At 70.0% G+C, this 23,309-nt stretch carries 24 protein-coding genes; 11 read left to right on the top strand and 13 right to left on the bottom strand.

Annotated features, from left to right (window positions below):
* Positions 1 to 48: 48 nt before the first annotated feature.
* From fabF to fasR, 5 genes are all read right to left on the bottom strand, one after another.
* Positions 49 to 1,320 carry a beta-ketoacyl-ACP synthase II gene (gene fabF, locus ACZ7HQ_RS02495; protein WP_470983637.1) on the bottom strand — a complete coding sequence of 424 codons (1,272 nt, stop codon included), beginning with the start codon at positions 1,318 to 1,320 and terminating at the stop codon, positions 49 to 51.
* Between the two features lie 86 nt (positions 1,321 to 1,406).
* Positions 1,407 to 1,655 (bottom strand): acyl carrier protein, encoded by a 249-nt coding sequence (locus ACZ7HQ_RS02500; RefSeq protein WP_361244522.1) that lies wholly within the window; start codon positions 1,653 to 1,655, stop codon positions 1,407 to 1,409.
* An 80-nt stretch (positions 1,656 to 1,735) separates the two neighbouring features.
* Positions 1,736 to 2,767 (bottom strand): beta-ketoacyl-ACP synthase 3, encoded by a 1,032-nt coding sequence (locus tag ACZ7HQ_RS02505; protein WP_470983638.1) that lies wholly within the window; start codon positions 2,765 to 2,767, stop codon positions 1,736 to 1,738.
* 10 nt (positions 2,768 to 2,777) lie between these two features.
* Positions 2,778 to 3,704, bottom strand: coding sequence for an ACP S-malonyltransferase (locus ACZ7HQ_RS02510; RefSeq protein WP_470983641.1), 927 nt, complete (start codon positions 3,702 to 3,704; stop codon positions 2,778 to 2,780).
* Positions 3,705 to 3,793: 89 nt separating this feature from the next.
* The gene (gene fasR, locus ACZ7HQ_RS02515; RefSeq protein WP_470983643.1) at positions 3,794 to 4,999 is read right to left on the bottom strand and encodes a fatty acid biosynthesis transcriptional regulator FasR; all 1,206 of its coding nucleotides are present in this window, start codon (positions 4,997 to 4,999) and stop codon (positions 3,794 to 3,796) included.
* Positions 5,000 to 5,140: 141 nt separating this feature from the next.
* On the opposite strand from fasR, the gene ACZ7HQ_RS02520 reads away from it, so the two are divergent.
* Positions 5,141 to 5,794 (top strand): pirin family protein, encoded by a 654-nt coding sequence (locus tag ACZ7HQ_RS02520; protein ID WP_470985168.1) that lies wholly within the window; start codon positions 5,141 to 5,143, stop codon positions 5,792 to 5,794.
* Between the two features lie 12 nt (positions 5,795 to 5,806).
* On the opposite strand, the gene ACZ7HQ_RS02525 is transcribed toward ACZ7HQ_RS02520, so the two are convergent.
* Positions 5,807 to 6,628, bottom strand: a complete 822-nt coding sequence (locus ACZ7HQ_RS02525; RefSeq protein WP_470983646.1) for a serine hydrolase domain-containing protein — start codon at positions 6,626 to 6,628, stop codon at positions 5,807 to 5,809.
* Between the two features lie 19 nt (positions 6,629 to 6,647).
* Entirely contained in the window at positions 6,648 to 7,124 is a 477-nt protein-coding gene (locus tag ACZ7HQ_RS02530; RefSeq protein ID WP_470983648.1) for a GNAT family N-acetyltransferase, read from the bottom strand.
* A gap of 97 nt (positions 7,125 to 7,221) precedes the next feature.
* On the opposite strand from ACZ7HQ_RS02530, the gene ACZ7HQ_RS02535 reads away from it, so the two are divergent.
* Entirely contained in the window at positions 7,222 to 7,686 is a 465-nt protein-coding gene (locus tag ACZ7HQ_RS02535) for a MerR family transcriptional regulator (RefSeq protein WP_470983651.1), read from the top strand.
* Entirely contained in the window at positions 7,683 to 8,699 is a 1,017-nt protein-coding gene (locus tag ACZ7HQ_RS02540) for an aldo/keto reductase (protein ID WP_470983653.1), read from the top strand. The genes ACZ7HQ_RS02535 and ACZ7HQ_RS02540 overlap by 4 nt, the downstream gene beginning before the upstream one ends.
* A gap of 1 nt (position 8,700) precedes the next feature.
* On the opposite strand, the gene ACZ7HQ_RS02545 is transcribed toward ACZ7HQ_RS02540, so the two are convergent.
* The 3 genes from ACZ7HQ_RS02545 to ACZ7HQ_RS02555 form a co-directional block, all read right to left on the bottom strand.
* Positions 8,701 to 9,546: a DUF4429 domain-containing protein gene (locus ACZ7HQ_RS02545; protein ID WP_470983656.1), complete on the bottom strand. Its 846-nt coding sequence runs from the start codon at positions 9,544 to 9,546 to the stop codon at positions 8,701 to 8,703.
* Between the two features lie 66 nt (positions 9,547 to 9,612).
* On the bottom strand, positions 9,613 to 10,830 hold the full coding sequence (locus ACZ7HQ_RS02550; RefSeq protein ID WP_470983658.1) for an alpha/beta hydrolase: 1,218 nt from the start codon (positions 10,828 to 10,830) through the stop codon (positions 9,613 to 9,615).
* A gap of 83 nt (positions 10,831 to 10,913) precedes the next feature.
* Positions 10,914 to 11,549, bottom strand: a complete 636-nt coding sequence (locus ACZ7HQ_RS02555; RefSeq protein ID WP_470983660.1) for a TetR family transcriptional regulator — start codon at positions 11,547 to 11,549, stop codon at positions 10,914 to 10,916.
* Positions 11,550 to 11,615: 66 nt separating this feature from the next.
* Here ACZ7HQ_RS02555 and ACZ7HQ_RS02560 point away from each other — a divergent pair, with 66 nt between their 5' ends.
* Entirely contained in the window at positions 11,616 to 13,235 is a 1,620-nt protein-coding gene (locus ACZ7HQ_RS02560; protein ID WP_470983662.1) for an MFS transporter, read from the top strand.
* A gap of 259 nt (positions 13,236 to 13,494) precedes the next feature.
* Positions 13,495 to 13,800 (top strand): small hydrophobic protein, encoded by a 306-nt coding sequence (locus tag ACZ7HQ_RS02565; RefSeq protein ID WP_470985171.1) that lies wholly within the window; start codon positions 13,495 to 13,497, stop codon positions 13,798 to 13,800.
* A 101-nt stretch (positions 13,801 to 13,901) separates the two neighbouring features.
* Here the strand turns inward: ACZ7HQ_RS02565 and ACZ7HQ_RS02570 are convergent, their stop codons facing one another.
* Together ACZ7HQ_RS02570 and aceE are read right to left on the bottom strand one after the other, a co-directional pair.
* Positions 13,902 to 14,708 (bottom strand): potassium channel family protein, encoded by an 807-nt coding sequence (locus tag ACZ7HQ_RS02570; RefSeq protein ID WP_470983664.1) that lies wholly within the window; start codon positions 14,706 to 14,708, stop codon positions 13,902 to 13,904.
* A 70-nt stretch (positions 14,709 to 14,778) separates the two neighbouring features.
* The gene (aceE, locus tag ACZ7HQ_RS02575) at positions 14,779 to 17,526 is read right to left on the bottom strand and encodes a pyruvate dehydrogenase (acetyl-transferring), homodimeric type (RefSeq protein WP_470983667.1); all 2,748 of its coding nucleotides are present in this window, start codon (positions 17,524 to 17,526) and stop codon (positions 14,779 to 14,781) included.
* A 393-nt stretch (positions 17,527 to 17,919) separates the two neighbouring features.
* On the opposite strand from aceE, the gene ACZ7HQ_RS02580 reads away from it, so the two are divergent.
* From ACZ7HQ_RS02580 to ACZ7HQ_RS02605, 6 genes are all read left to right on the top strand, one after another.
* The gene (locus ACZ7HQ_RS02580) at positions 17,920 to 18,357 is read left to right on the top strand and encodes a DUF3052 domain-containing protein (protein WP_470983670.1); all 438 of its coding nucleotides are present in this window, start codon (positions 17,920 to 17,922) and stop codon (positions 18,355 to 18,357) included.
* A 130-nt stretch (positions 18,358 to 18,487) separates the two neighbouring features.
* Positions 18,488 to 18,946, top strand: coding sequence for a peroxiredoxin (locus ACZ7HQ_RS02585; RefSeq protein ID WP_228620122.1), 459 nt, complete (start codon positions 18,488 to 18,490; stop codon positions 18,944 to 18,946).
* Positions 18,947 to 19,084: 138 nt separating this feature from the next.
* On the top strand, positions 19,085 to 19,660 hold the full coding sequence (locus tag ACZ7HQ_RS02590; protein WP_366015830.1) for a calcium homeostasis/redox stress adaptation protein: 576 nt from the start codon (positions 19,085 to 19,087) through the stop codon (positions 19,658 to 19,660).
* A gap of 106 nt (positions 19,661 to 19,766) precedes the next feature.
* A complete protein-coding gene (locus ACZ7HQ_RS02595) occupies positions 19,767 to 20,345 on the top strand; it encodes a TerD family protein (RefSeq protein WP_470983672.1) in 579 nt (192 codons plus the stop codon).
* Positions 20,346 to 20,487: 142 nt separating this feature from the next.
* The gene (locus ACZ7HQ_RS02600) at positions 20,488 to 21,627 is read left to right on the top strand and encodes a DUF475 domain-containing protein (RefSeq protein WP_470983674.1); all 1,140 of its coding nucleotides are present in this window, start codon (positions 20,488 to 20,490) and stop codon (positions 21,625 to 21,627) included.
* An 89-nt stretch (positions 21,628 to 21,716) separates the two neighbouring features.
* Positions 21,717 to 22,454 carry a TerD family protein gene (locus ACZ7HQ_RS02605; RefSeq protein WP_470985174.1) on the top strand — a complete coding sequence of 246 codons (738 nt, stop codon included), beginning with the start codon at positions 21,717 to 21,719 and terminating at the stop codon, positions 22,452 to 22,454.
* 6 nt (positions 22,455 to 22,460) lie between these two features.
* Here ACZ7HQ_RS02605 and ACZ7HQ_RS02610 read toward each other — a convergent pair whose 3' ends face one another.
* On the bottom strand, positions 22,461 to 23,204 hold the full coding sequence (locus ACZ7HQ_RS02610; RefSeq protein WP_470983676.1) for a TerD family protein: 744 nt from the start codon (positions 23,202 to 23,204) through the stop codon (positions 22,461 to 22,463).
* Between the last annotated feature and the right edge of the window lie 105 nt (positions 23,205 to 23,309).

Below are 23,309 nucleotides of genomic sequence, written 5' to 3' on the forward strand. Positions count from 1 at the left end.
GCACGAGAAAGGGCCCCCGCCGAGAGGCAGGGGCCCTCACTCATGTTCTCAGACGGTCCTGAACGCCAGGACCACGTTGTGCCCGCCGAATCCGAACGAGTCGTTCAGCGCGGCGATCCGGCCCTCGACCGGCAGCTTCCGGGCCTCGCCCCGGACGACGTCGGCGTTGGCCTCCGCCTCCGGGTCGATGTTCTCGACGTTGATCGTCGGCGGCGCCACCCGGTGGTACAGCGCGAGCACGGTCGCGACCGACTCCACGCCGCCCGCACCACCGAGCAGATGACCGGTCATCGACTTGGTCGCCGAGACCGCGAAGTGGTCGGTGTCGTCGCCGAACACCTTCCGCAGCGCCTTCAGCTCGGCGATGTCACCGGCCGGCGTCGAGGTGGCGTGCGCGTTGACGTGCACGATCTCGGCCGGGTTCAGGTCGGTGTTGTCCAGCAGGTTCTGCAGCGCGTGCGAGATGCCGCGGCCCTCGGGCTCCGGCTGCACGATGTCGTGGCTGTCGGCGGAGATGCCCTGCCCGACGGCCTCCGCGTACACCCGCGCCCCGCGCTTCGCGGCGTGCTCGGCGGACTCCAGGACGAGCACGCCGGCGCCCTCGCCGAGGACGAAGCCGTCGCGCTCCAGGTCGTAGGGACGCGAGGCACCCTGCGGGTCCTCGTTGTTCTTGGACATCGCCATCATGTTGCCGAACGCGGCGATCGGCAGCGGGTGGATGGCCGCCTCCGTACCGCCGGCGACGACGACGTCGGCCCGGCCGGTGCGGATCATCTCGATCGCGTACCCGATGGCCTCGGCGCCCGAGGCGCACGCGGAGACCGGCGTGTGCACGCCCGCACGGGCGCCCACGAGCAGGCCCACGTTGGCCGAGGGGCTGTTCGGCATCAGCATGGGGACGGTGTGCGGGGAGACGCGGCGGACGCCCTTCTCCTTGAGCACGTCGTACTGGTCGAGCAGCGTGGTCACGCCGCCGATGCCGGAGGCGATGACCGCGCCCAGCCGGTCCGGGTCGACGCTGCCGTCCTCACCGGCCTTGCCGGTGAAGCCCGCGTCCTTCCAGGCCTCCTGGGTGGCGATCAGCGCGAACTGCGCGGAACGGTCCAGCTTGCGGGCCTGCGGCCGCGGGATGACCTCGGTGGGCTCCACGGCGACCGGGGCCGCGATCTTGACGGCCTGCTCGGCCGCCCAGTCCTGCTCCAGGGGCTTGACACCGGACTTGCCGGCGATCAGACCCTCCCAGGTCGAGGCTGCGTCGCCACCCAGCGGTGTGGTTGCGCCGATACCGGTGACGACCACGGTGCGATTGGTCGGGCTCACGGGAATTCTTTCTCCAACAGATGCGGGATTCTACGGCGCCACCGCCGGGTGGCGGGGCCTTGCAGCCTTCAGGACCGAGGGGTGGCTCAGGCCTGGTGCTTGAGGATGTAGTCGGTCGCGTCGCCGACGGTCTTGAGGTTCTTGACGTCCTCGTCCGGGATCTTCACGTCGAAGCGCTCCTCGGCGGCGACGACGACCTCGACCATGGACAGCGAGTCGACGTCCAGGTCGTCGGTGAAGGACTTGTCCAACTGGACGTCCTCAACCGGGATGCCAGCGATCTCGTTCACGATGTCGGCGAGACCCTTGACGATCTCTTCCTGAGTGGCGGCCATGTCAGGCGCTCCTTCTTCGATGTTCCAGACGGTTTGTGGCAGTTGTCCCCCTGCCGGATGCGAGATCCGGCACGGAGTGCCTAGGGGAGGGTAACGACCGTGGCGGCGTAGACGAGACCCGCCCCGAATCCGATGACGAGCGCGGTGTCGCCGCTCTTCGCCTCCCCGGTCGCCAGAAGCCGCTCCATTGCGAGCGGAATCGAGGCGGCCGAGGTGTTGCCGGTGGTGCGGATGTCCCGGGCGACCGTGACATGCTCCGGCAGTTTGAGGGTCTTCACCATCGAGTCGATGATCCGCACGTTGGCCTGGTGCGGGATGAAGACGTCCAGCTCTTCGGGGCTGATCCCGGCCGCGTCCAGCGCCTGCTGGGCGACCTTCGCCATCTCGAACACGGCCCAGCGGAACACCGCCTGGCCCTCCTGCGTGATGGCGGGGAACTTGACGTTGCCCTCGCTGTCCAGGGGCAGCGCGCCGAGGTCGCCGATGCGGAACCGGTCCCACGGCACGGTCTGCTTGATGGTCTCGGACTTGTCGCCCTCGGAGCCCCAGACGGTCGGGCCGATCGCCGGCTCCTGCGAGGGGCCGACGATGACCGCGCCGGCGCCGTCACCGAACAGGAAGGCCGTGGCCCGGTCCTCCAGGTCGGTCAGGTCGCTCAGCCGCTCCACGCCGATCACGAGCACGTACTCGGCGGAACCTTCCACCACCATGCCCTTGGCGAGGGTCAGGCCGTACCCGAAGCCCGCGCAGCCGGCCGAGATGTCGAAGGCGGCGGCCTTGTCGGTGCCCAGCTTGTCGGCGATCTCGGTGGCGACGGCCGGGGTCTGGCTGAAGTGCGAGACGGTCGAGACGACCACGGCACCGATCTGCTCGGCGTCGATGCCGGCGTCCGCGATCGCCTTGCCGGAGGCCTCGATCGCCATCGCGGCCACGGTCTCCTCGGGACCGGCCCAGTGCCGGGTCTCGATGCCGGAGCGCGAGCGGATCCACTCGTCGGACGAGTCGATCTTCTCGAGGATCACCTCGTTGGGCACCACCCGGGTCGGCCGGTAGCCGCCGACACCGAGGATGCGCGCATACGGGGCGCCCTTGCTGGGCTTGATCTTCGCCATGTACGGCTCCTTAGGCGCCGGCGTGCTCGGAGATGAGCGCGCGGGCCGCGTCGAGATCGTCGGGGGTCTTCAGGGCCAGCGTGGTCACGCCGGGCAGGGCCCGCTTGGCCAGGCCGGTCAGGGTGCCGCCCGGGCACACCTCGATGAGCGCGGTGACGCCCAGCTCCTTGAAGGTCTCCATGCACAGGTCCCAGCGCACGGGGTTGGCGACCTGGCCGACGAGCCGGTCCAGCACCTCGGCGCCGGAGGCGACGGTCTGCCCGTCCTTGTTGGAGACGTAGGGGACCTTGGGGTCGGCGGGCGTCAGCTCCGCGGCGGCCCTGGCCAGCGTCTCGACGGCGGGCGCCATGTGGCGGGTGTGGAAGGCGCCGGCCACCTTCAGTGCGACGATCTTGCGGACCCCTTCGGGCTTGTCCTCGTTCAGCGCGGCCAGCTGCTCCAGCGTGCCCGCGGCGACGATCTGGCCCGCGCCGTTGATGTTCGCCGGGGTCAGACCCAGCTTCTCCAGGTGCGCGACCGAGGTCTCGGGGTCGCCGCCGAGCAGCGCCGACATACCGGTCTCGGTGATCGCTGCGGCGTCGGCCATCGCGAGGCCCCGCTTGCGGACCAGGCCGAGCGCGGCGGTGTCGTCCAGCACGCCCGTGAAGGCGGCGGCGGTGATCTCACCGACGCTGTGACCGGCGACGGCGCCCGGGGCGATCTCGGAAATGTCACCGAGTGCCGCGGCGGACAGGATGCCGGCGGCGACCAGCAGCGGCTGGGCGACCGCGGTGTCACGGATGGCGTCGGCGTCGGCCTGGGTGCCGTAGTGGACCAGGTCCAGTCCGATGGCGTCCGACCAGGCGGCCACGCGGTCGGCGGCACCGGGCAGTTCGAGCCAGGGGGTCAGGAAGCCGGGCGTCTGGGCGCCCTGGCCGGGAGCGACGAGTACGAGCACTCTCACACTCTCTCTTGGGGACGGCCACGGCCGCCCGTGGGGACAGGGACGAAGAACACGAAGGGCTTTTGTGGGCCCCCGACAAAACCCTATGCCTGGGTCTCGCCGTCGGCCAGACGCCCGAGGATCAGCGCGATCCGCAGTGTGAAGGCGGATCGTACATCCGACGGCGACCAGCCGGTGACGTCTGTCACACGTCGGAGCCGGTAGCGCACGGTGTTCGGGTGAACGAAAAGCATCCGGGCCGCGCCTTCGAGACTGCTCGCCTGCTCCAGATAGACACTCAGTGTTTCCAGCAGCGCCGAGCCGGCCTCCTCCAGCGGTCTGTAGATCTCCTCCACCAGCTGCTCGCGGGCGCTCGGATCGCCCGCGATCGCCCGCTCCGGCAGCAGATCGTCGGCCAGCACCGGTCGCGGTGCGTCCTGCCAGGCAGAACACGCCTTCAGCCCCGCCGCGGCGGCCTGCGCGGACCGGGTGGCGGCCAGCAGATCGGGCACGATGGGCCCCGCGACCACCGGACCGGCGGCAAAGGGCCCGATCAGCGACCTGGCCACGGCGAGCGGGTTGCTGCTCCCGCCGGCGATCACCACCAGCCGGTCCCCGAGCACACCGGTCAGCACCTGCAGCTTGGCGTGCCGGGAGGCCCGCCGAATGGCCTCGACGGTCAGCTCGCTGTCCCCGTCGGGCGCGGTCCCGAGCACGACACACACGTGCTCCGGCGAGTTCCACCCGAGCGCGGCGGCCCGGCTGACGGCGCCCTCGTCCGCCTCCCCGCTCAGCACCGCGTTGACGACCAGCGACTCCAGCCGTGCGTCCCAGGCACCGCGTGCCTCGGCGGCCTGGGCGTAGACCTGCGCGGTGGCGAAGGCGATCTCCCGGGCGTACACCAGCAGGGCTTCGCGCAGCACGCTCTCGTCACCGGGGGCCGCCACCTCGTCGATGGCGGACTCCATGACCTCGATGGTGGTCCGCACCATCTCCACGGTCTGGCGCAGCGTGATGGCCCGGGTCAGCTCGCGCGGCGCGGTGCCGAAGACGTCGGTGGAGATCGCCTGCGGGGCGTCCGGGTGCCTGAACCACTCGGTGAAGGCCGCGATGCCCGCCTGGGCGACCAGCCCGATCCATGACCGGTTCTCCGGGGGCATGGCCCGGTACCACGGCAGGGTCTCGTCCATCCGCGCGATGGCCTGCGCGGCGAGACTCCCGGAGGACTTCTCCAGCCGCTTCAGGGTCGCGGTGTGCGGGTGGACGTTGCGTGCGTGGGGATCGCTGCGGTGGGATTCGGGTTCGGGCACGGGACAAGACTGCCTTATCGGGACGGGACCGTGCGTCGCCGGGTCCTGCTTGCCGGTGCGGGACGGTGCCCTGTGCTGCGGCCCGCCCATCCCCGGCACCCGGCCCGGAGCCCGGCGGCCGGGTCTACGGTTGTCCCCGTGATGCACGTACGCCGCGCCGGTGAGCGCTACCGCGGTGGGGAGGCGGAGGCCGGGCTCGAGTCGTGGCACGCCTTTTCCTTCGGGCCGCACTACGACCCCGACAACCTGCGCTTCGGCGCGATGATCGCCTGCAACGAGGAGCGGCTCGCACCCGGCGCCGGCTTCGGCGAACACCCGCACAGCCACACCGAGATCGTCACGTGGGTCGTCGAGGGCGAGCTGACCCACCGTGACTCCACCGGCCACGAGACACGGGTGCGCCCCGGCGACGTCCAGCGGCTCAGCTCGGCCGCGGGCGTCCGGCACGTGGAACGCAACGACGGCTCGTCGCCGCTCACCTTCATCCAGATGTGGCTGGCCCCACGCCACCCCGGCGGCGAGCCGTTCTACGAGATCATCCCGGGCATCGCCGACTCCACGCCGTACGCGGTGCCGGGGGCGGGGGCCATGATGCACGTACGGCGACTGACGACCGGGGAGCGGACGGCCGTGCCGGACGGGGCGCACGTGTACGTGCACGTGGTGCGGGGTGCCGTCCGGCTGGGGGAGGAGCAGCTGGCCGCGGGGGACTCGGCGCGGATCACCGGGGCGCAGGGGTGGGAGGCGGTGGCCCTGACGTCGGCCGAGGTGCTGCTGTGGGAGATGGCGCCGTAGCGGGGCGGACCCTCAGCCCCGCAGTTCCCCGAGCACCGCGTCCGTGAGGACCGGCCACGCCTCGATCGCCCACGGCCCGAACGCCCGGTCCGTCAGGGCGACGCCGGCCACCCCCGCGTCCGGGTCGATCCACAGGAACGTGCCGGCCTGGCCGAAGTGGCCGAACGTGCGTGGGGACGAGGAACTCCCCGTCCAGTGGGGCGACTTGGAGTTCCGGATCTCGAAGCCCAGTCCCCAGTCGTTCGGGTTCTGGTGGCCGTACCCGGGCAGCACGCCCTTCGTCCCCGGGTACTGCACGCTCATCGCCTCCGCGGCCGTGCGCACGTCCAGCAGGCGCGGTGCCTGCACTTCCGCCGCGAACCGCAGCAGGTCCGAGACCGTGGACACGCCGTCCTTCGCCGGTGAGCCCCCCAATGTCGTGGACGTCATCCCCAGCGGCTCCAGCACCGCCTGCCGCAGGTACTCCGCGAACGGAATGTCCGTCGCCTTGGCGATGTGGTCGCCGAGCTGCTCGAACCCGGCGTTGGAGTAGAGGCGGCGCTCACCGGGCGGCGCCATCACCCGGTGCTCGTCGAAGGCCAGCCCCGAGGTGTGCGCGAGCAGGTGCCGGACGGTCGCCCCGGGCGGTCCGGCCGGCTCGTCCAGCTCGATCGCGCCCTCCTCGTACGCGACGAGCGCCGCGTAGGCGGCCAGCGGCTTGGTGACCGAGGCGAGCGGGAAGCGGTGTCCGACGGGGCCGTGCGTCCCGAGGACGGTCCCGTCGGCTCGTACGACGCCCGCCGCCGCGGTGGGGACGGGCCAGTTCTCGATCGACGCCAGGCTGTTCAACGACATGCCGCCGAGCCTATGCGGCTCACAGCAGCAGCCGCATCGACGGGTCCGGGTCACGGGTGAAGCCGAGGGAGGCGTACAGCGGTTCGGCCTCAGGGGAGGCGTTGAGCAGCACGTGCCCGGCGCCCCGTTCCCGGAACCAGGCCAGCAGTTCCTGCATGCACGCGCGCGCGTACCCGCGCCGCCGGGCGTCCGGGTCGGTTGCCACGCTGAACACGTGGCCCACCCGCCCGTGCGGATTGCCGGCCTTCCCGATGCGGTACTCCAGCGTCCCGGCCACCAATGCGGCCAGCGCCCCCGGCCGCTCCGGATCGTCCACGACGAAGGCCGCGAAGTCCCCGTCGGACGCGGCGAGCCGCTCGCGCAGGGCCGGCAGCGCCTCCGCATGCCAGTGGGTCGGCCCGCCGCCGTCCCCGCTCCACAGCGAGTCGATCATGACCTGGCGCAGGCGCAGCACTTCGCTGGCATCCTCGGGCAGGGCCCGGCGTGCAAGACTCATGTGCCGCACGGTAACCAGGCGCCCCGACCCGCGTCCTGCGGATTTCTTAACCGGTTCCGCTTGCTTGGAGTGCACTCCAACGCCATAGCGTGGGGGCATGACGGTGATGCAGACCACGCCAGCGGACACCGCACGCCCGGCCCCCGCCGACATCTGCTCCGCCCCGCCCAGACGCCATCCACGTCCCGACGGCCAGGACCGCTACACGATCAGCGAGGTCGTCGCGTTCACCGGCCTGACCGCGCACACCCTGCGCTGGTACGAGCGGATCGGCCTGATGCCGCACGTCGACCGCTCGCACACCGGCCAGCGGCGTTACAGCAACCGCGACCTGGACTGGCTGGACTTCGTGACCAAGCTGCGGCTCACCGGCATGCCGGTGGCGGACATGGTGCGGTACGCGGAGCTGGTCCGGGAGGGCGAGAGCACCTACGGGGAACGGCAGGCCCTGCTGGAGTCGACCCGCAGCGACGTCCTGAACAGGATCGCCGAACTGCGGGACACGCTCGCCGTGCTCGACCGCAAGATCAGTTTCTACGCGACGGAGGGGACCACGCGATGACCGACGCCAGGATTGCGACGGTACGGCTCGGCGAGGGCGGACCGGAGGTCGGCGTACAGGGCCTGGGCTGCATGGGCATGAGCTTCGCGTACGGCCCCACGGACGCCGGCCAGGCCCGCGCCGCACTGGACCGGGCGCTCGAACTGGGCGTGACGCTGTACGACACGGCGGACGCCTACGGCGCGGGCGACAACGAGCGGTTCCTGTCCCCCTTCTTCAAGGCGCACCGGGACGAGGTGGTCATCGCCACCAAGTTCGCCCTGTCGATCCCGGAGAACGACCCGGCCAAACGGATCATCCGCAACGACGCGCCGTACGTCCGCCAGGCGGTGGAGGCGAGCCTGAGGCGGCTGGACGTCGACGTGATCGACCTCTACTACATGCACCGCCGCGACGTGAACGTCCCCGTCGAGGAGACCGTCGCCGTGATGGCGGAGCTGGTCCGCGAGGGCAAGGTCAAGCACCTCGGGCTGAGCGAGGTCACCGCCGGGGAACTGCGCGCCGCGCACGCCGTGCACCCGATCGCGGCCGTGCAGTCGGAGTGGTCCCTGTTCAGCCGGGACATCGAGGCCAACGTCGTACCGGCCGCACGGGAGCTGGGCGTCGCCCTGGTGCCGTACTCACCGCTCGGCCGCGGCTTCCTCACCGGCTCCTTCACCAACGCCGAGCAGGACCTCACGGCCGACGACTTCCGCCGCCAGCAGCCCCGCTTCACCGGTGCCAACGCGGCCGCCAACGCAGCCCTGCTGGAGCCCGTGCGCTCGATCGCCGAGGCCCACGACGCCACCCCCGGGCAGATCGCCCTGGCCTGGGTGCAGCAGCGCGCCACGATCGACGGCCTCCCGGTCGTCCCGATCCCGGGCACCCGCAGGCCGGGCAGGGTGGAGGAGAACGTGGCGGCGACGGCGATCGTCCTGAGCGACGAGGAACTGTCCCGGCTGGAGCCGATCGCGGCCAAGGTGGCGGGTGATCGCTACGCGGACATGACCTTCGCCTCCGCGGGCCGGGAGTAGGTCAGAGCTCCGCGAGCAGTTCCGCCTTCTTGGAGGAGAACTCCTCATCGGTGACCAGACCGGCCTGGTGCAACTCCCCGAGATGGCGGATGCGTTCGGCGATGTCGGCGGGGTCGCGCCGGGCCGGTGCCGGGACCACGGGCACCGGCCCCCGCGTGCGCACGGTGGCAAGGACGGCCGCGGCGAACGGCAACGACTCGTGCACCGGGCCGTACCCCAGCCCGAAGACGACGGCCGCCGGATCCTGATCGGGCTGCACGGCGGCCGACTCGGCCGCGCGCCGGATCAGCCGCAGGTGGCCCTCGAACAGCTCGGGCGACCGCCACTCGACCCCGCTCAGGTCGGCGACCGCGAAACTCTGGTCGCCGGCCTTCCACTTCGCCGACGACGCCCCCGTCCACGACCAGCGGAACTGCACGGACGTCCCGTCGAAGGACGCCTTCCCGTCGTACGCCTTGAACTGCAGCGGCACCTCGGGCGCGGCCACCAGGTGGCGGTCGGCGGGCCCGGACTCGGTCAGCAGTCCTTTGAGTTCGTCGGCGTAGTACTCGGCGAGCGTCTCCCGCTCGGCCGGCAGCACCAGCCGGTACGGATCGGAGCCTTCCTTGAGCTGACCGGCCGCCGCGTCCATCAGCGGATCGGCGCCGGCCCGCGGCAGCAGCCGCAGTACGACGGTGCCGCGCCTGCCCGGGCCGAGGGTCACGCCCTCCAGCGCGGACAGCGGGACCCGCCGTTCCCCGAGCGCCTGGAACAGCTTCGGTGTTCGAATCCCCCGTTCGTAACGGATGAGCACGGAGTCGGACTCGAACTCCCAGACGGCATGAAAACCCGCCAGTACGTCACCCATGCGGCTCATCGTATGCGGCACGTGCTCCTCCGTCGCCACCCGCGCAGACCGCACTTCCTGCTGTTTCTACGCGCGTCCGGCCATGGACGCATCGGACAGACCGGTACGGCACACATCGTTCTCGTGCGCGCACGTCACCGCGTCGTACGCGCCGACCGCCACGTCGGCGAGGTTGCGCAGGCTGTCCGTGCCTGGCTGGAAGTAACCGGCGTGCCCCTGTGCGTCCCGGGCGGACAGCAGACGCGCACCGAACTCCGGGGACACCGGATCGGCGCCGTGCCCGAGCCCGCCGAGCTCCAGATACGGCACGTCCTGGATCCAGTCGGTGGAGTCCCGCATGGCCCACACCCGGGCCGAGGTGCGCAGGGCGGCGGCGCTGGAGACCCGCATGCCGGGGCTCGCGGCCACCGCTATGTCGGTCACCCGGCGGGGCAGGGCGTGCGCGGCGACCCCGCAGACCACGGAGCCGTAGCTGTGGCAGACCATCGCCACCGGCGCGCCGCCCGGCAGGCCTCCCACCAGGGCGTTCAGCCGTACCGCGCCCTCCTCGGCGCGCAGCCCCGTGGCCGCGTCCATGCCGAGTCCGTCGGGGGAGGTGTAGTCGGCCCAGGCGATCACGGCCGTACGGGTCGTGGGGCTCTGTGCCCGCTCGGTCGCGTACAGGGCCTTGGCCATGCCGACCGGGGCGGTGTACGGGCGGTAGGTCTTCTGGAAGGTGAGCAGGTCGGTGTCGACGCCGGGCACGACGACCGAGACCCGCTGCGCCTCGTTCAGGTTCCCGAACACCTCGGCGACACGGCCCGAGCCCTCGGGGTCGAAGGCGAGGATCTGCCGGCCCGGGGCGAGCAGGGACTCGTAGCGGTGCATACGGCGGCCCGCGTCCTGCTGCCCGGCCGTGCTGAGCCGGCTGTCGTGCATGCGTTTCTTCTCGACCTTGCGTTGCTGCTCCAGCGCGATGTGGTTGGCGCGGTAGCGCAGGGTCACGGGTGCGCCGTTCATGTTGCCGACCGCGAGCGGGTAGCGGTGGGCGAGACGGTCGCGGTCCGTGTGCGAGAGGGAGGCGAAGAAACGGCTGAGCCGGGCCGGTGCGGCATGGGGGTCCGGCAGGTGGAGGCCGTGGAGGCTGCCGTGCTCCCACTTGTCGAGCGAGGCCTGCAGGGCGGTCGACTCCCGGTGACTGCGCAGGGCGGTCCAGCCGGTGGTCGCGAGCATCACGAACACCACGGCCAGCGCCAGCAGGGCGCGCCAGACGTTCAGTGGCGGGGAGGTGTCGAAGGAAGTCACTGGGAGGACACACTAGGAGAACGAGAGGGTCTCGGGGTAACCGAGTGACAGGTATCACGTTTCGCGGAACGTCGAACACCTTGTCAGCGATCTCCGCCGGCACGCCAGTTACCGGTGAGTGCCGAACCCACCTGATCGAGGTGGGACGCGGTGAGTTGACGGATGGCCTCCAGGCTGAAGTCGTCGCCCGTGCACCACTGCCGTTCCGTGACCCTTATCACCCCGCCGAACACGGCCACGGCCAGCCGCGGTCGCGGGTCGGCGTCCACGTCCACGCCCTCGCGCTCGGCCAGCAGGCGCGCGATCGTCTCCTCCGTGGCGGCCGAGCGGCGCAGATGGGCGGCGAGCAGCGCGGGCGTCGACTCGATCGTCCGGTACATCCGCAGATACAGCTCCACCGGGACGGCCGACTCGACGGTCTCGCGGATCGCGTCCCAGCCCTCCAGGACCGCCTGGCGCAGGGCCTCCATCGGTGCCTCGTGCGCCGGGCGCGCCCGTACGGCCGCGACGAAGTGCTCCTCGGTCATCCCCTGCACCGCGAAGGCCACGTCCTCCTTGCCGGCGAAGTAACGGAAGAAGGTGCGCTGGGAGACGTCGACGGCCTCGGCGATCTCGTCGACGGTCGTGTGCTCGTACCCCTGGCTGGTGAACAGCTCCAGAGCGGCCCGCAGCAACGCCTCACGAGTGCGCTGTTTCTTCCGTTCCCGCAGTGTTTCCATAGGTGTCAGTAACTGACTCGTGAAATGGTTTGTCAATTGTCAGAGGCTGTCACTAGCCTCGAAGGTATGACTAGTCAGACGACCATCGACGCGACGGGGCCGGGGGAAGCCGGGTCAGAAGCCCCGCTCGGGTCGGCTCCGGCCGCGGGGCTGCGCGGCCATCCCTGGCTCACCCTCATCACCGTCGCCGTGGGCGTCATGATGGTGGCCCTCGACGGGACCATCGTGGCCATCGCCAACCCGGCGATCGGCAAGGACCTGCACGCCAGCTGGGCCCAGCTGCAGTGGATCACCAACGCCTACTTCCTGGCCCTCGCGGTGTCCCTGATCACCGCGGGCAAGCTGGGCGACCGCTTCGGCCACCGGCAGACGTTCCTCATCGGCGTCACCGGCTTCGCCGCCGCCTCCGGTGCCATCGGCCTGTCGGACAGCATCGCGGCGGTCGTGACCTTCCGCGTCTTCCAGGGCCTGTTCGGGGCGCTGCTGATGCCGGCCGCGCTCGGCCTGCTGCGGGCCACCTTCCCGGCCGAGAAGCTCAACATGGCCATCGGCATCTGGGGCATGGTGATCGGCGCGTCCACCGCGGGCGGCCCGATCCTCGGCGGTGTCCTCGTCGAGCACGTCAACTGGCAGTCGGTGTTCTTCATCAACACGCCCGTCGGCGCGCTCGCACTCGTGCTGGGCCTGCTGATCCTGCTCGACCACCGGGCGGAGAACGCCCCGCGCTCCTTCGACATCCTCGGCATCGCGCTCCTGTCCGGCGCGATGTTCTGCCTGGTGTGGGCGCTCATCAAGGCGCCGGCGTGGGGCTGGGGCGACGGCAGGACCTGGCTGTTCATCCTCGCCGCGGTCGCCGGTTTCGCCCTGTTCTCCTTCTGGGAGACGAGGGTGAGGGAGCCGCTGATCCCGCTGGCGCTGTTCCGCTCCATCCCGCTGTCCGCGGGCGTCGTCCTGATGGTCCTCATGGCCATCGCGTTCATGGGCGGCCTGTTCTTCGTCACCTTCTACCTGCAGAACGTGCACGGCATGAGCCCCATCGACGCGGGCCTGCACCTGCTGCCGCTGACCGGAATGATGATCGTCGGCTCCCCGCTGGCGGGCGCGATGATCACCAAGCTGGGCCCGCGGATACCGCTGGCCGGCGGCATGGCCGTCACCGCGATCGCCATGTACGGCATGTCCACGCTGGAGGAGAACACCGGCAGCGGCCTGATGTCCGTCTGGTTCGCGCTGCTGGGTCTCGGCCTGGCACCGGTCATGGTCGGCGCCACGGAGGTCATCGTCGGCAACGCGCCCATGGAGCTGTCCGGTGTCGCCGGCGGTCTCCAGCAGGCGGCCATGCAGATCGGCGGCAGCCTCGGTACGGCCGTGCTGGGCGCGGTGATGGCCTCCAAGGTCGACAGCACCCTCGCGGACAACTGGGCCGGCGCCGGACTGCCGAAGCTGACTCCGGAGCAGGAGCACGGGGCCGCGGAACTCGTCCAGCAGGGCATCGCCCCGGTCACCAAGGGCACCCCCGCGCCGATCGCCGGCAGGATCACCGAGGTCGCGCACCACACCTTCATCTCCGGCATGAGCCTCGCCTCCCTGGTCGCGGCGGGCGTGGCGGCGGTCGCCGTCCTCGTCGCGCTGCTCACCAAGCGGGGCGCGAACGCCGGGGCGGGGGCGGGCGCAGGGCACGTCTGAGTGCCGCTTCCGGCCTGATTCGGGCCTGCTACAGGCCTGATTCCGGGCGGAGTTCGCCTATCAGGGTGACTCCGCCAAGGATTCCTCGCACCGGGCACACGCCGCAGGTCACAGTGGGTCAAGTCCTCCGCAGGGCATGGGAGGACCGCCGGGTCACGGCGCGCGCCGCGGAGGGGGCTGCGCGCGCCTGCCTGCCGACGCGAAACCGGGGTACCCGCACACCGAAGCCGAACGGTCCATGAACCTCAGGGAGTTGATGATGGCTGGCTTCGGAAACGGAACGCGCGGGTACCCCCGGTCACGTGGCCGGACGTGGTCACGTACCGGGCCGGACCGCGCGACGCTCGGCATCATCGGCACGATCTGTGCCGTTGCCGGCTTCTTCGCGCTGGGTATCGTCCTCGGCCCGGTCGCCATGCTCTGCGGCTGGCAGGCGATGGGCCGCCGGTGGTCCAACGACCGTGACATCCCGGCCCTGGTGGCGCTGATCCTGGGCGCGATCGACACGTTGCTGGCCATCGTCGCCCTGGCGGGCGCGGCGACCTGGGGCCACGGGTTCTTCTAGCCGACGGTCCCTCGCCGTGCGGGCTCCCCGGGGGCGCCGCGGCAGGCCGCCCGTGGTGACATGCGCACCACGCGCGCCCCGCGGCGGCCCCGGGGTCGTGCTCAGTGCTCCCCGTCCCCGGGCCGACGGCGCCCGTTTCCCGAGCAGCCGGCGTGTGCCAGGTCACCGGCGCACATGCACGCTCCCGCGCGCGACAGCGCCTCCACCTCCGCCCGCAGCAGCCGTACCTGCTCGGCCAGGGAAGTGATCGCCTCCGTCTGCCGCCGCTCCTCCACGTCGTCCTTCTCGAACCGCGCGATGAACCACGCCGCGATGTTCGCGGTCACGACACCCAGCAGCGCTATCCCGGACAGCATCAGCCCGACGGCGATCATCCGCCCCAGCCCGGTCGTCGGCGCGTGGTCGCCGTACCCCACGGTCGTCATCGTCGTGAACGACCACCACACCGCGTCACCCAGCGTCCGGATGTTCCCCCTCGGTGAGTCCCGCTCGACGGACAGCACCGCCAGCGACCCGAACATCAGCAGCCCCACCACGGCCCCGGCCACGTACGTGGTGAGCCGGATCTGCGAGGCCATCCGCGCCCGCCGCCCCACCAGCAGCAGCGTCGAGACCATCCGCAGCAACCGCAGCGGCTGCAGCAGCGGCAGCACGACCGCGCACAGGTCTATCCAGTGGGTCCGGACGAACTCCCGCCGCCGCGGGGCGAGCGCCAGCCGCATCAGATAGTCCACCGCGAACGCCGCCCAGACCACCCACTCCGTGAGGGTGCAGCCGAGCGCCAGCGGCCGGCTCGCGGGATTGTCCACGATCGGCACGGCATAGGCGACGGCGAACACCACCGCCAGCGCCAGCAGCGGCCGTTGGGTGTGCCGTTCCCAACGCGCCTGTGCCGACCGATCGTTCATGTCCGTATCGTAAAGAAAAAGCAACGAGGGCGGCGCCACCGGCACCGCCCTCGGCCAGACACGCGGAGTGCTACGCGTCGCCACCCGCGGCCCCCGGATCAGCCGCCGAGACATCCAGCAGCTGGTACCGGTCGATGGCCTGCTTCAGCACGGAGCGGTCGATCCTGCCCTCCCGGGCCAGCTCGGTCAGCACCGCGACGACGATCGACTGGGCGTCGATGTGGAAGAAGCGGCGGGCCGCCCCCCGGGTGTCGGCGAAGCCGAAGCCGTCCGCGCCGAGGGACTGGTACGTGCCCGGCACCCAGCGCGCGATCTGGTCCGGAACCGACCGCATCCAGTCGGACACGGCCACGAACGGACCCTCGGCGCCGCTGAGCTTCCGCGTCACGTACGGCACCCGCTGCTCCTCCTCCGGATGCAGCAGGTTGTGCTCCTCGCACTCCACCGCCTCGCGGCGCAGCTCGTTCCAGGAGGTGGCGGACCACACGTCCGCCTTGACGTTCCAGTCCTCGGCGAGGGTCTTCTGCGCCTGAAGCGCCCACGGGACCGCCACACCCGACGCCATGATCTGCGCCGGGATCGAGCCCGCCGTCCCCTCGCTCAGCTTGTGGACGCCCTTGAGGATGCCCTCGACGTCCACGTTCGCCGGCTCGGCGGGGTGCTGGATGGGCTCGTTGTAGACGGTCAGGTAGTAGAAGACGTCCTCGCCGTGCGGGTGCTCGGCGTCGCCGCCGTACATGCGGCGCAGGCCGTCCTGGACGATGTGCGCGATCTCGTAGGCGTACGCAGGGTCGTAGGCCACGCACGCCGGGTTGGTCGAGGCGAGCAGCTGCGAGTGGCCGTCCGCGTGCTGCAGACCCTCACCGGTCAGGGTCGTACGGCCGGCGGTCGCACCCAGGACGAATCCGCGCGCCAGCTGGTCGGCCATCTGCCAGAACTGGTCACCCGTGCGCTGGAAACCGAACATCGAGTAGAAGACGTACACCGGGATCAGCGGCTCGCCGTGCGTGGCGTACGCCGAGCCCGCCGCGATCAGCGAGGCCGTGCAGCCGGCCTCGGAGATGCCGTCGTGCAGCATCTGGCCGGTCGGCGACTCCTTGTAGGCGAGGAGCAGGTCCCGGTCGACCGCCTCGTACTGCTGGCCGAGCGGGTTGTAGATCTTCGCGCTCGGGAAGAAGGAGTCCATGCCGAACGTGCGGTACTCGTCCGGCGCGATCAGCACGAACCGCTTGCCGATCTCCTTGTCCCGCATGAGGTCCTTCAGGAGCCGGACGAACGCCATCGTCGTGGCGATGGACTGCTGGCCCGTGCCCTTCTTCACCGTCGCGTACGTCTTGTCGTCCGGCAGCACGAGCGGTGCGGAGCGCACGACGCGCGTGGGGACGTACCCACCGCAGGCGTTGCGCATGTCGTGCATGTACTGGATCTCTTCGGTGTTCCGGCCCGGGTGGTAGTACGGCGGCGGGCCGGACTCCAGCTCCTTGTCGGAGATCGGCAGGTGCAGCCGGTCCCGGAAGCGCTTGAGGTCGTCGACCGTCAGCTTCTTCATCTGGTGCGTGGCGTTGCGGCCCTCGAAGTTCGGGCCCAGCGTCCAGCCCTTGACCGTCTTGGCCAGGATGACCGTGGGCTGGCCCTTGTGCTCCAGGGCCGCCTTGTACGCCGCGTAGATCTTCCGGTGGTCGTGGCCGCCGCGGCCCAGCATCAGGATCTGGTGGTCGGTCATGTTCTCGACCATCGCGCGCAGCCGTACGTCGTCACCGAAGAAGTGCTCGCGGATGTACGCGCCGGACTCGGTGGCGTAGGTCTGGAACTGGCCGTCCGGCGTGGTGTTCATCTTGTTGACCAGCACGCCGTCCCGGTCCTGCGCGAGCAGCGGGTCCCAGGAACGGTCCCAGATCAGCTTGATCACGTTCCAGCCGGCGCCCCGGAAGATCGACTCCAGCTCCTGGATGATCTTGCCGTTGCCGCGCACCGGGCCGTCCAGCCGCTGCAGGTTGCAGTTGACGACGAAGGTCAGGTTGTCCAGGCCCTCGCGGGCGGCGATGGACAGCTGGCCGAGCGACTCCGGCTCGTCCATCTCGCCGTCGCCGAGGAACGCCCACACGTGCGACCTGGAGGTGTCGGCGATGCCGCGCGCCTCCATGTAGCGGTTCATCCGCGCCTGGTAGATCGCGCCGAGCGGGCCGAGGCCCATGGAGACGGTCGGGAACTCCCAGAAGTCCGGCATCGAGCGCGGGTGCGGGTAGCTGGACAGGCCGTTCGGGTACTTCGACTTCTCCTGGCGGAAGCCGTCGAGCTGGTCCTGGGTGAGCCGGTCGAGCAGGAACGCGCGCGCGTAGATGCCGGGGGAGGCGTGGCCCTGGAAGAAGACCTGGTCGCCGCCGTCGCCCTCGTCCTTGCCGCGGAAGAAGTGGTTGAAGCCGACGTCGTACAGCGAGGCGGAGGAGGCGAAGGTGGCGATGTGGCCGCCGACGCCGATGCCGGGGCGCTGGGCGCGCGAGACCATCACGGCCGCGTTCCAGCGGGTCGCGTTGAGGATCCTGCGCTCGATCTCCTCGTTGCCCGGGAAGAACGGCTCGGCCTTGGTGGGGATCGTGTTGACGTAGTCCGTGCTGCGCATCTCGGGCACGGCCACGCGCCGCTCGCGGGCGCGCTCGATCAGCCTGAGCATGAGGTAGCGGGCCCTCTCCCGGCCGCGCTCGTCCACGGCGGCGTCGAGCGAGTCGAGCCACTCCTGGGTCTCTTCGGGATCGAAGTCAGGAACCTGACTCGGAAGGCCGCCAATGATGATCGGATTGCGATCGGATCCGGAAGCCACGCTGTTCCTTACCTGTCAGAGGGCCGATTTTTTACTCGTGCCTACACCGTTCCCCATCGTGTACCTCGGGACGGCGTACGTCATCTCCTTGGTGTCCCTTCGGTCAAAACGCAACGATACGCCCGGGGTGTGACAGGCTTGGCAAAGCTGTTCGAGGGTCGTATCGCCGAATGATTCCGAATGGCGCAAACCGGGCACATCGGTGTGAGGTGGGTCACGAGGAATCGGGATACGGTGCCAGGAGTTGCGGCGACACGGCCGGGATCGTCACCGTTTCGGCGGTCCGAACGGCCGGGTACTTGCGCGATCCGTCCCGCCCGTGTGGACTACGGCCAATGCTTCGCGCACGCGCGTGGCTGAGATATTCACCAAGACATGATCAGGAGGCAACCCGTGAGCGCGACCGCGGACCACGCGGAGGAGCGGACGAACCCTGCCGCCAGGCTGGGGTTCCAGCCCGGGCAGGTGGTCCAGGAGATCGGCTACGACGACGACGTCGATCAGGAGCTCCGCGAGGCCATTGAGGAAGCCATCGAGGGCGACCTCATGGACGAGGACTACGACGATGTGGCCGACGCCGTTGTGCTGTGGTTCCGTGACGACGACGGCGACCTGACGGATGCGCTGGTGGATGCCACCACGTACATCGAAGAGGGCGGCGCGATCCTGCTCCTGACGCCGAAGACCGGCCGTTCGGGGTACGTGGAGCCGAGCGACATCCAGGACGCCGTCACGACGGCCGGCCTGACGGCGTCGAAGAGCGTCAGTGTGGGCAAGGACTGGAGCGGCTCGCGCCTGGCGACGCCGAAGGCGGCCAAGTCCAAGAGGTGATCTCCTCCGTCCACCGGACGGGCTGGATTTCGCCCCAGCCCGTCCGGAAGACCCCGGTGATCGCTGCGTAGGGTGGAGCCGAGCGTCTGCTTGCGCTCACCCGAACAGCCCACCGAAGGGATGCACGACGATGGCGATCCAGGTCGGCGACAAGGCGCCCGACTTCGAGCTCAAGGACAACCACGGCCGCACCGTGAAGCTCTCGGACTTCCGCGGCGAGAAGAACGTGGTCCTGCTCTTCTACCCGTTCGCCTTCACCGGCGTCTGCACCGGTGAGCTGTGCGAGCTGCGCGACAACCTCCCGAAGTTCGAAGGCCGCGACACGCAGCTGCTCGCCGTCTCCAACGACTCCATCCACACCCTGCGGGTCTTCGCCGAGCAGGAGGGCCTGGAGTACCCGCTGCTCAGCGACTTCTGGCCGCACGGCAACGTCTCGCGCGCGTACGGCGTCTTCGACGAGGACAAGGGATGCGCCGTCCGGGGCACCTTCATCATCGACAAGGAGGGTGTCGTGCGGTGGACCGTGGTCAACGGCCTGCCGGACGCGCGCGACCTGAACGACTACGTGAAGGCGCTCGACACCCTGTAGGCCGACCGTGGCCGACACCTGTGATTCTTCGGGTCCAGGGTCTGCGGGGTGCGGGAACCCGTCACTAGGATCGGTTCGTTGATCCCATATCCGAAGCACGACGGGGCTCCCCGCCCCTGGACACCACATGGAGGACCCGTGGGAGTCAGCCTCAGCAAGGGCGGCAACGTATCGCTGACGAAGGAGGCCCCGGGCCTGACCGCCGTCATCGTCGGTCTGGGCTGGGACGTGCGCACCACGACCGGCACCGACTTCGACCTCGACGCCAGCGCGCTGCTGCTGAACAGCTCCGGCAAGGTCGCGAGCGACCAGCACTTCGTCTTCTTCAACAACCTCAAGAGCCCCGACGGCTCGGTCGAGCACACCGGTGACAACATCACCGGTGAGGGCGAGGGCGACGACGAGCAGATCAAGATCAATCTGGCCGGCGTCCCGGCCGACATCGAGAAGATCGTCTTCCCGGTCTCGATCTACGACGCCGAGAACCGCCAGCAGTCCTTCGGCCAGGTCCGCAACGCCTTCATCCGCGTCGTGAACCAGGCGGGCGAGCAGGAGATCGCCCGCTACGACCTGAGCGAGGACGCCTCCACCGAGACCGCCATGGTCTTCGGCGAGCTGTACCGGCACGGGGCGGAGTGGAAGTTCCGCGCCATCGGCCAGGGCTACGCCTCCGGTCTGCGCGGCATCGCCCAGGACTTCGGCGTCAACGTCTGATCCCGGCAGGGTCACGACACCCGCACCATCCGGCGCCGCACCGTTTACGTGCGGCGCCGGACGCGCAGGACAACCAGGGAAGCACCATCAGGGGAGGACCAGCATCATGGGCGTCACGCTCGCCAAGGGAGGCAACGTCTCCCTCTCCAAGGCCGCACCGAATCTCACCCACGTCATGATCGGGCTCGGCTGGGACGCGCGTTCCACCACCGGCGCCCCCTTCGACCTCGACGCGAGCGCGCTGCTGTGCGGCGCCGGGAACCGCGTCCTGGGCGACGAGTGGTTCGTCTTCTACAACCAGCTCAAGAGCCCCGACGGCTCGGTCGAGCACACCGGTGACAACCTCACCGGTGAGGGGGAGGGCGACGACGAGTCGATCCTGGTGGACCTCGCCAAGGTGCCGCCGCAGTGCGAGAAGATCACCTTCCCCGTCTCGATCCACATGGCGGAAGAGCGCGGCCAGACCTTCGGCCAGGTCTCCAACGCCTTCATCCGCGTCGTGAACCAGGCCGACGGCCAGGAGCTGGCGCGCTACGACCTCAGCGAGGACGCCTCCACCGAGACCGCCATGATCTTCGGCGAGCTCTACCGCTACCAGGGCGAGTGGAAGTTCCGCGCGGTGGGGCAGGGATACGCGTCGGGTCTGCGCGGGATCGCCCTGGACTTCGGGGTGAACGTTTCGTAGCGCGGGTTGCCCCGGGCGGTACCGCCGGTAGGGTGCACCTCTAGACTCGGGGTCAACGTTTCGCAAAGCCGGGTACGGCGCGGGGGAAACCCTGCCCCAGACTTCGTCCGGGTGGTGCCCCCACTTGCAGATTGGGTAGCCAGTGCTTCTGAAAACCTTCGGCTGGTCGTTCGCGGTGACCGCGCTCGGCCTGGTCGCCGCGGTCTTCTACGGGGGGTGGGAGGCCTTCGGCGTCGTGGCGATCCTCGCCGTCCTCGAGATCTCGCTGTCGTTCGACAACGCGGTGGTCAACGCCGGGATCCTGAAGAAGATGAACGCCTTCTGGCAGAAGATCTTCCTCACGGTCGGCGTCCTCATCGCGGTCTTCGGCATGCGGCTTGTCTTCCCGGTCGTCATCGTCGCCATCACCGCCAAGCTCAACCCCTACGACGCGGTCCACCTGGCCCTCACCGACAAGGACCGCTACCAGCAGCTGGTCACCGACGCCCACCCGGCGATCGCCGCCTTCGGTGGCATGTTCCTGCTGATGATCTTCCTCGACTTCATCTTCGAGGACCGGGACATCCAGTGGCTGCAGTGGCTGGAGCGGCCGCTGGCCAAGCTCGGCAAGATCGACATGCTGTCGGTCTGCGTCTCGCTGATCGTCCTGTTGATCACCTCCTTCACCTTCGCCACTCACGCCCACCAGCACGGCGGCGCTCATGTCGACAAGGCGCAGACGGTCCTGATCGCCGGTATCGCCGGCCTGATCACCTACATGATCGTCGGCGGTCTGTCCGGCTACTTCGAGGACCGCCTGGAGGAAGAGGAGGAGCGTGAGCACGAGGAGGAGGAAGAGGCCGCCCGCACCGGCAAGAAGCGCTCGGCGGTCGTCCTCGCCGGCCAGGCCGCGTTCTTCATGTTCCTCTACCTCGAGGTCCTGGACGCGTCCTTCTCCTTCGACGGCGTGATCGGCGCCTTCGCCATCACCAACGACATCGTGATGATGGCCCTCGGCCTCGGCATCGGCGCGATGTACGTCCGCTCGCTCACGGTCTACCTGGTCCGCCAGGGCACCCTCGACGACTACGTCTACCTGGAGCACGGCGCCCACTACGCCATCGGCGCGCTGGCCGTGATCCTCATGGTCACCATCCAGTACGAGATCAACGAGGTCGTCACCGGTCTCGTCGGCGTCGTCCTGATCGCCTGGTCCTTCTGGTCCTCCGTACGCCGCAACCGCGCACTCGCGGCCACCGGGGAGGGCACCGACGACCGGGCCGAGGTCTCCTCCGGGGTGTGACACCCGGGCGGGTGAGGAACGCTCTGAGCGGGGCGGCCGACGCGGTCGGCCGCCCCGACGGCGTTCACGGGAACTACCAGGGGGCGGGAATGGGTTTCTTCGACGGACTGCGGGGCGCCAGCGCTGCCGACTTCGACTCGGGCAGCGCCTCGACGAACGCCATCGAACTCACCAGGCGGCACCAGACGGTGTCCCTCACCAAGCAGGGCGCGGCCACCGGCCATCTGCGCGTCAACCTCACCTGGCGGATGCGCACCTCCGACTTCGACGGCAACCAGCGCACCAGCCTGTTCCGCCACCCCTTCAAGGCGCTCAAGCCCCCGGAGATCCTCGGCCACGGCCAGAGCATGGTCAACGTCGACCTCGACCTGGGTTGCCTGTACGAGCTGGCCGACGGCACCAAGGGCGTCGTACAGCCGCTGGGCGGCTACCTCGGCGACGTCAACGCACCGCCGTACATCAAGCTCAGCGGCGACGACCGGTTCGGCTCGGCGTCCGGTGAGACGATGTACGTCAACCTCGACCACCGCGACGCCATCAAACGTCTGCTGGTCTTCGTCTACATCTACGACCAGACGCCGGCCTTCGACCGCACCCACGCCGTCGTCACGCTGTACCCGAGCAACGGCCCCCGCGTCGAGATAGGCCTCGACGAACGCCACCCCCAGGCCCGGTCCTGCGCGGTCGTCATGATCGAGAACGTGAAGGGGGAACTGGTCGTCCGCCGCGAGGTGAAGTTCGTGTACGGGTTCCAGGGGGAGCTGGACCGGCTCTACGGGTGGGGACTGCAGTGGGGGCGTGGCTACAAGACCAAGGTCGACGGCTGAGGGGACTCAGCGCCCGATGAACTGGGGCCCCTGCGGCGGCAGCCGGAAGTTCGGATCCACGGGCCCCACGGCCACCGGCACCGGCGCGGGCTGGGGGTAGCCGTACGCCGGCTGCGGATAGCCGTAGGCCGGCGGCTGCTGGGGCACCGCCGGCGTCGGCTGCTCGGGCGGGAGCGGCGGTGACGGCTGCGGTTCCTCCGCCGCCTCCGACTCGTCCACCGAGATGCCGAAGTCCGTCGCGAGCCCCTTCAGCCCGTTCGAGTAGCCCTCTCCCAGCGCGCGGAACTTCCAGCCCTCGCCGCGCCGGTACAGCTCGCCGCAGATCAGCGCCGTCTCCGCACCGGTCTCCGGCTTGATGTCGAACCGGGCCAGCGGCTCCCCGCCGGCCACCGCGGCGTCGTACAGCAGGATGCACAGCGCCGGTACCCGGTCGAAGGTGACCCCGTCCGCGGACGCCACCAGCAGGATCCGGCCGACGTCCGGCTCGACGCCGGGCAGATCCGTCTGGACCGTGTCGGTCAGCCCCTCGGTGATGCGCTTCTTGCCCAGCCGCCACACCTTTCCGGAGGGGTGCCGGGGCTGGTTGTAGAAGACGAAGTCCTCGTCGGAGCGCACCCGGCCGTCGGGGCCCAGCAGCAGTGCCGAGGCGTCCACGTCCGGGACCCCCTGCCCGGGCGTCCAGCGCAGCACGGCGCGGACCGTGTCGGCTTCCAGCGGGACGTTGGACCCCTTCAGCATCGCGTGCGTCATGCGGTCATCCTGCCTTCTCGGTCCTGGCCACGACAATGCGGGGGGTGGTCTCCCGGAGCGCCGCCGACATGGGCGAGTTACCGGAAATTCATGCCCGCAGGGAAC

The sequence above is a fragment of the Streptomyces sp. NPDC037290 genome (genome assembly GCF_055603245.1).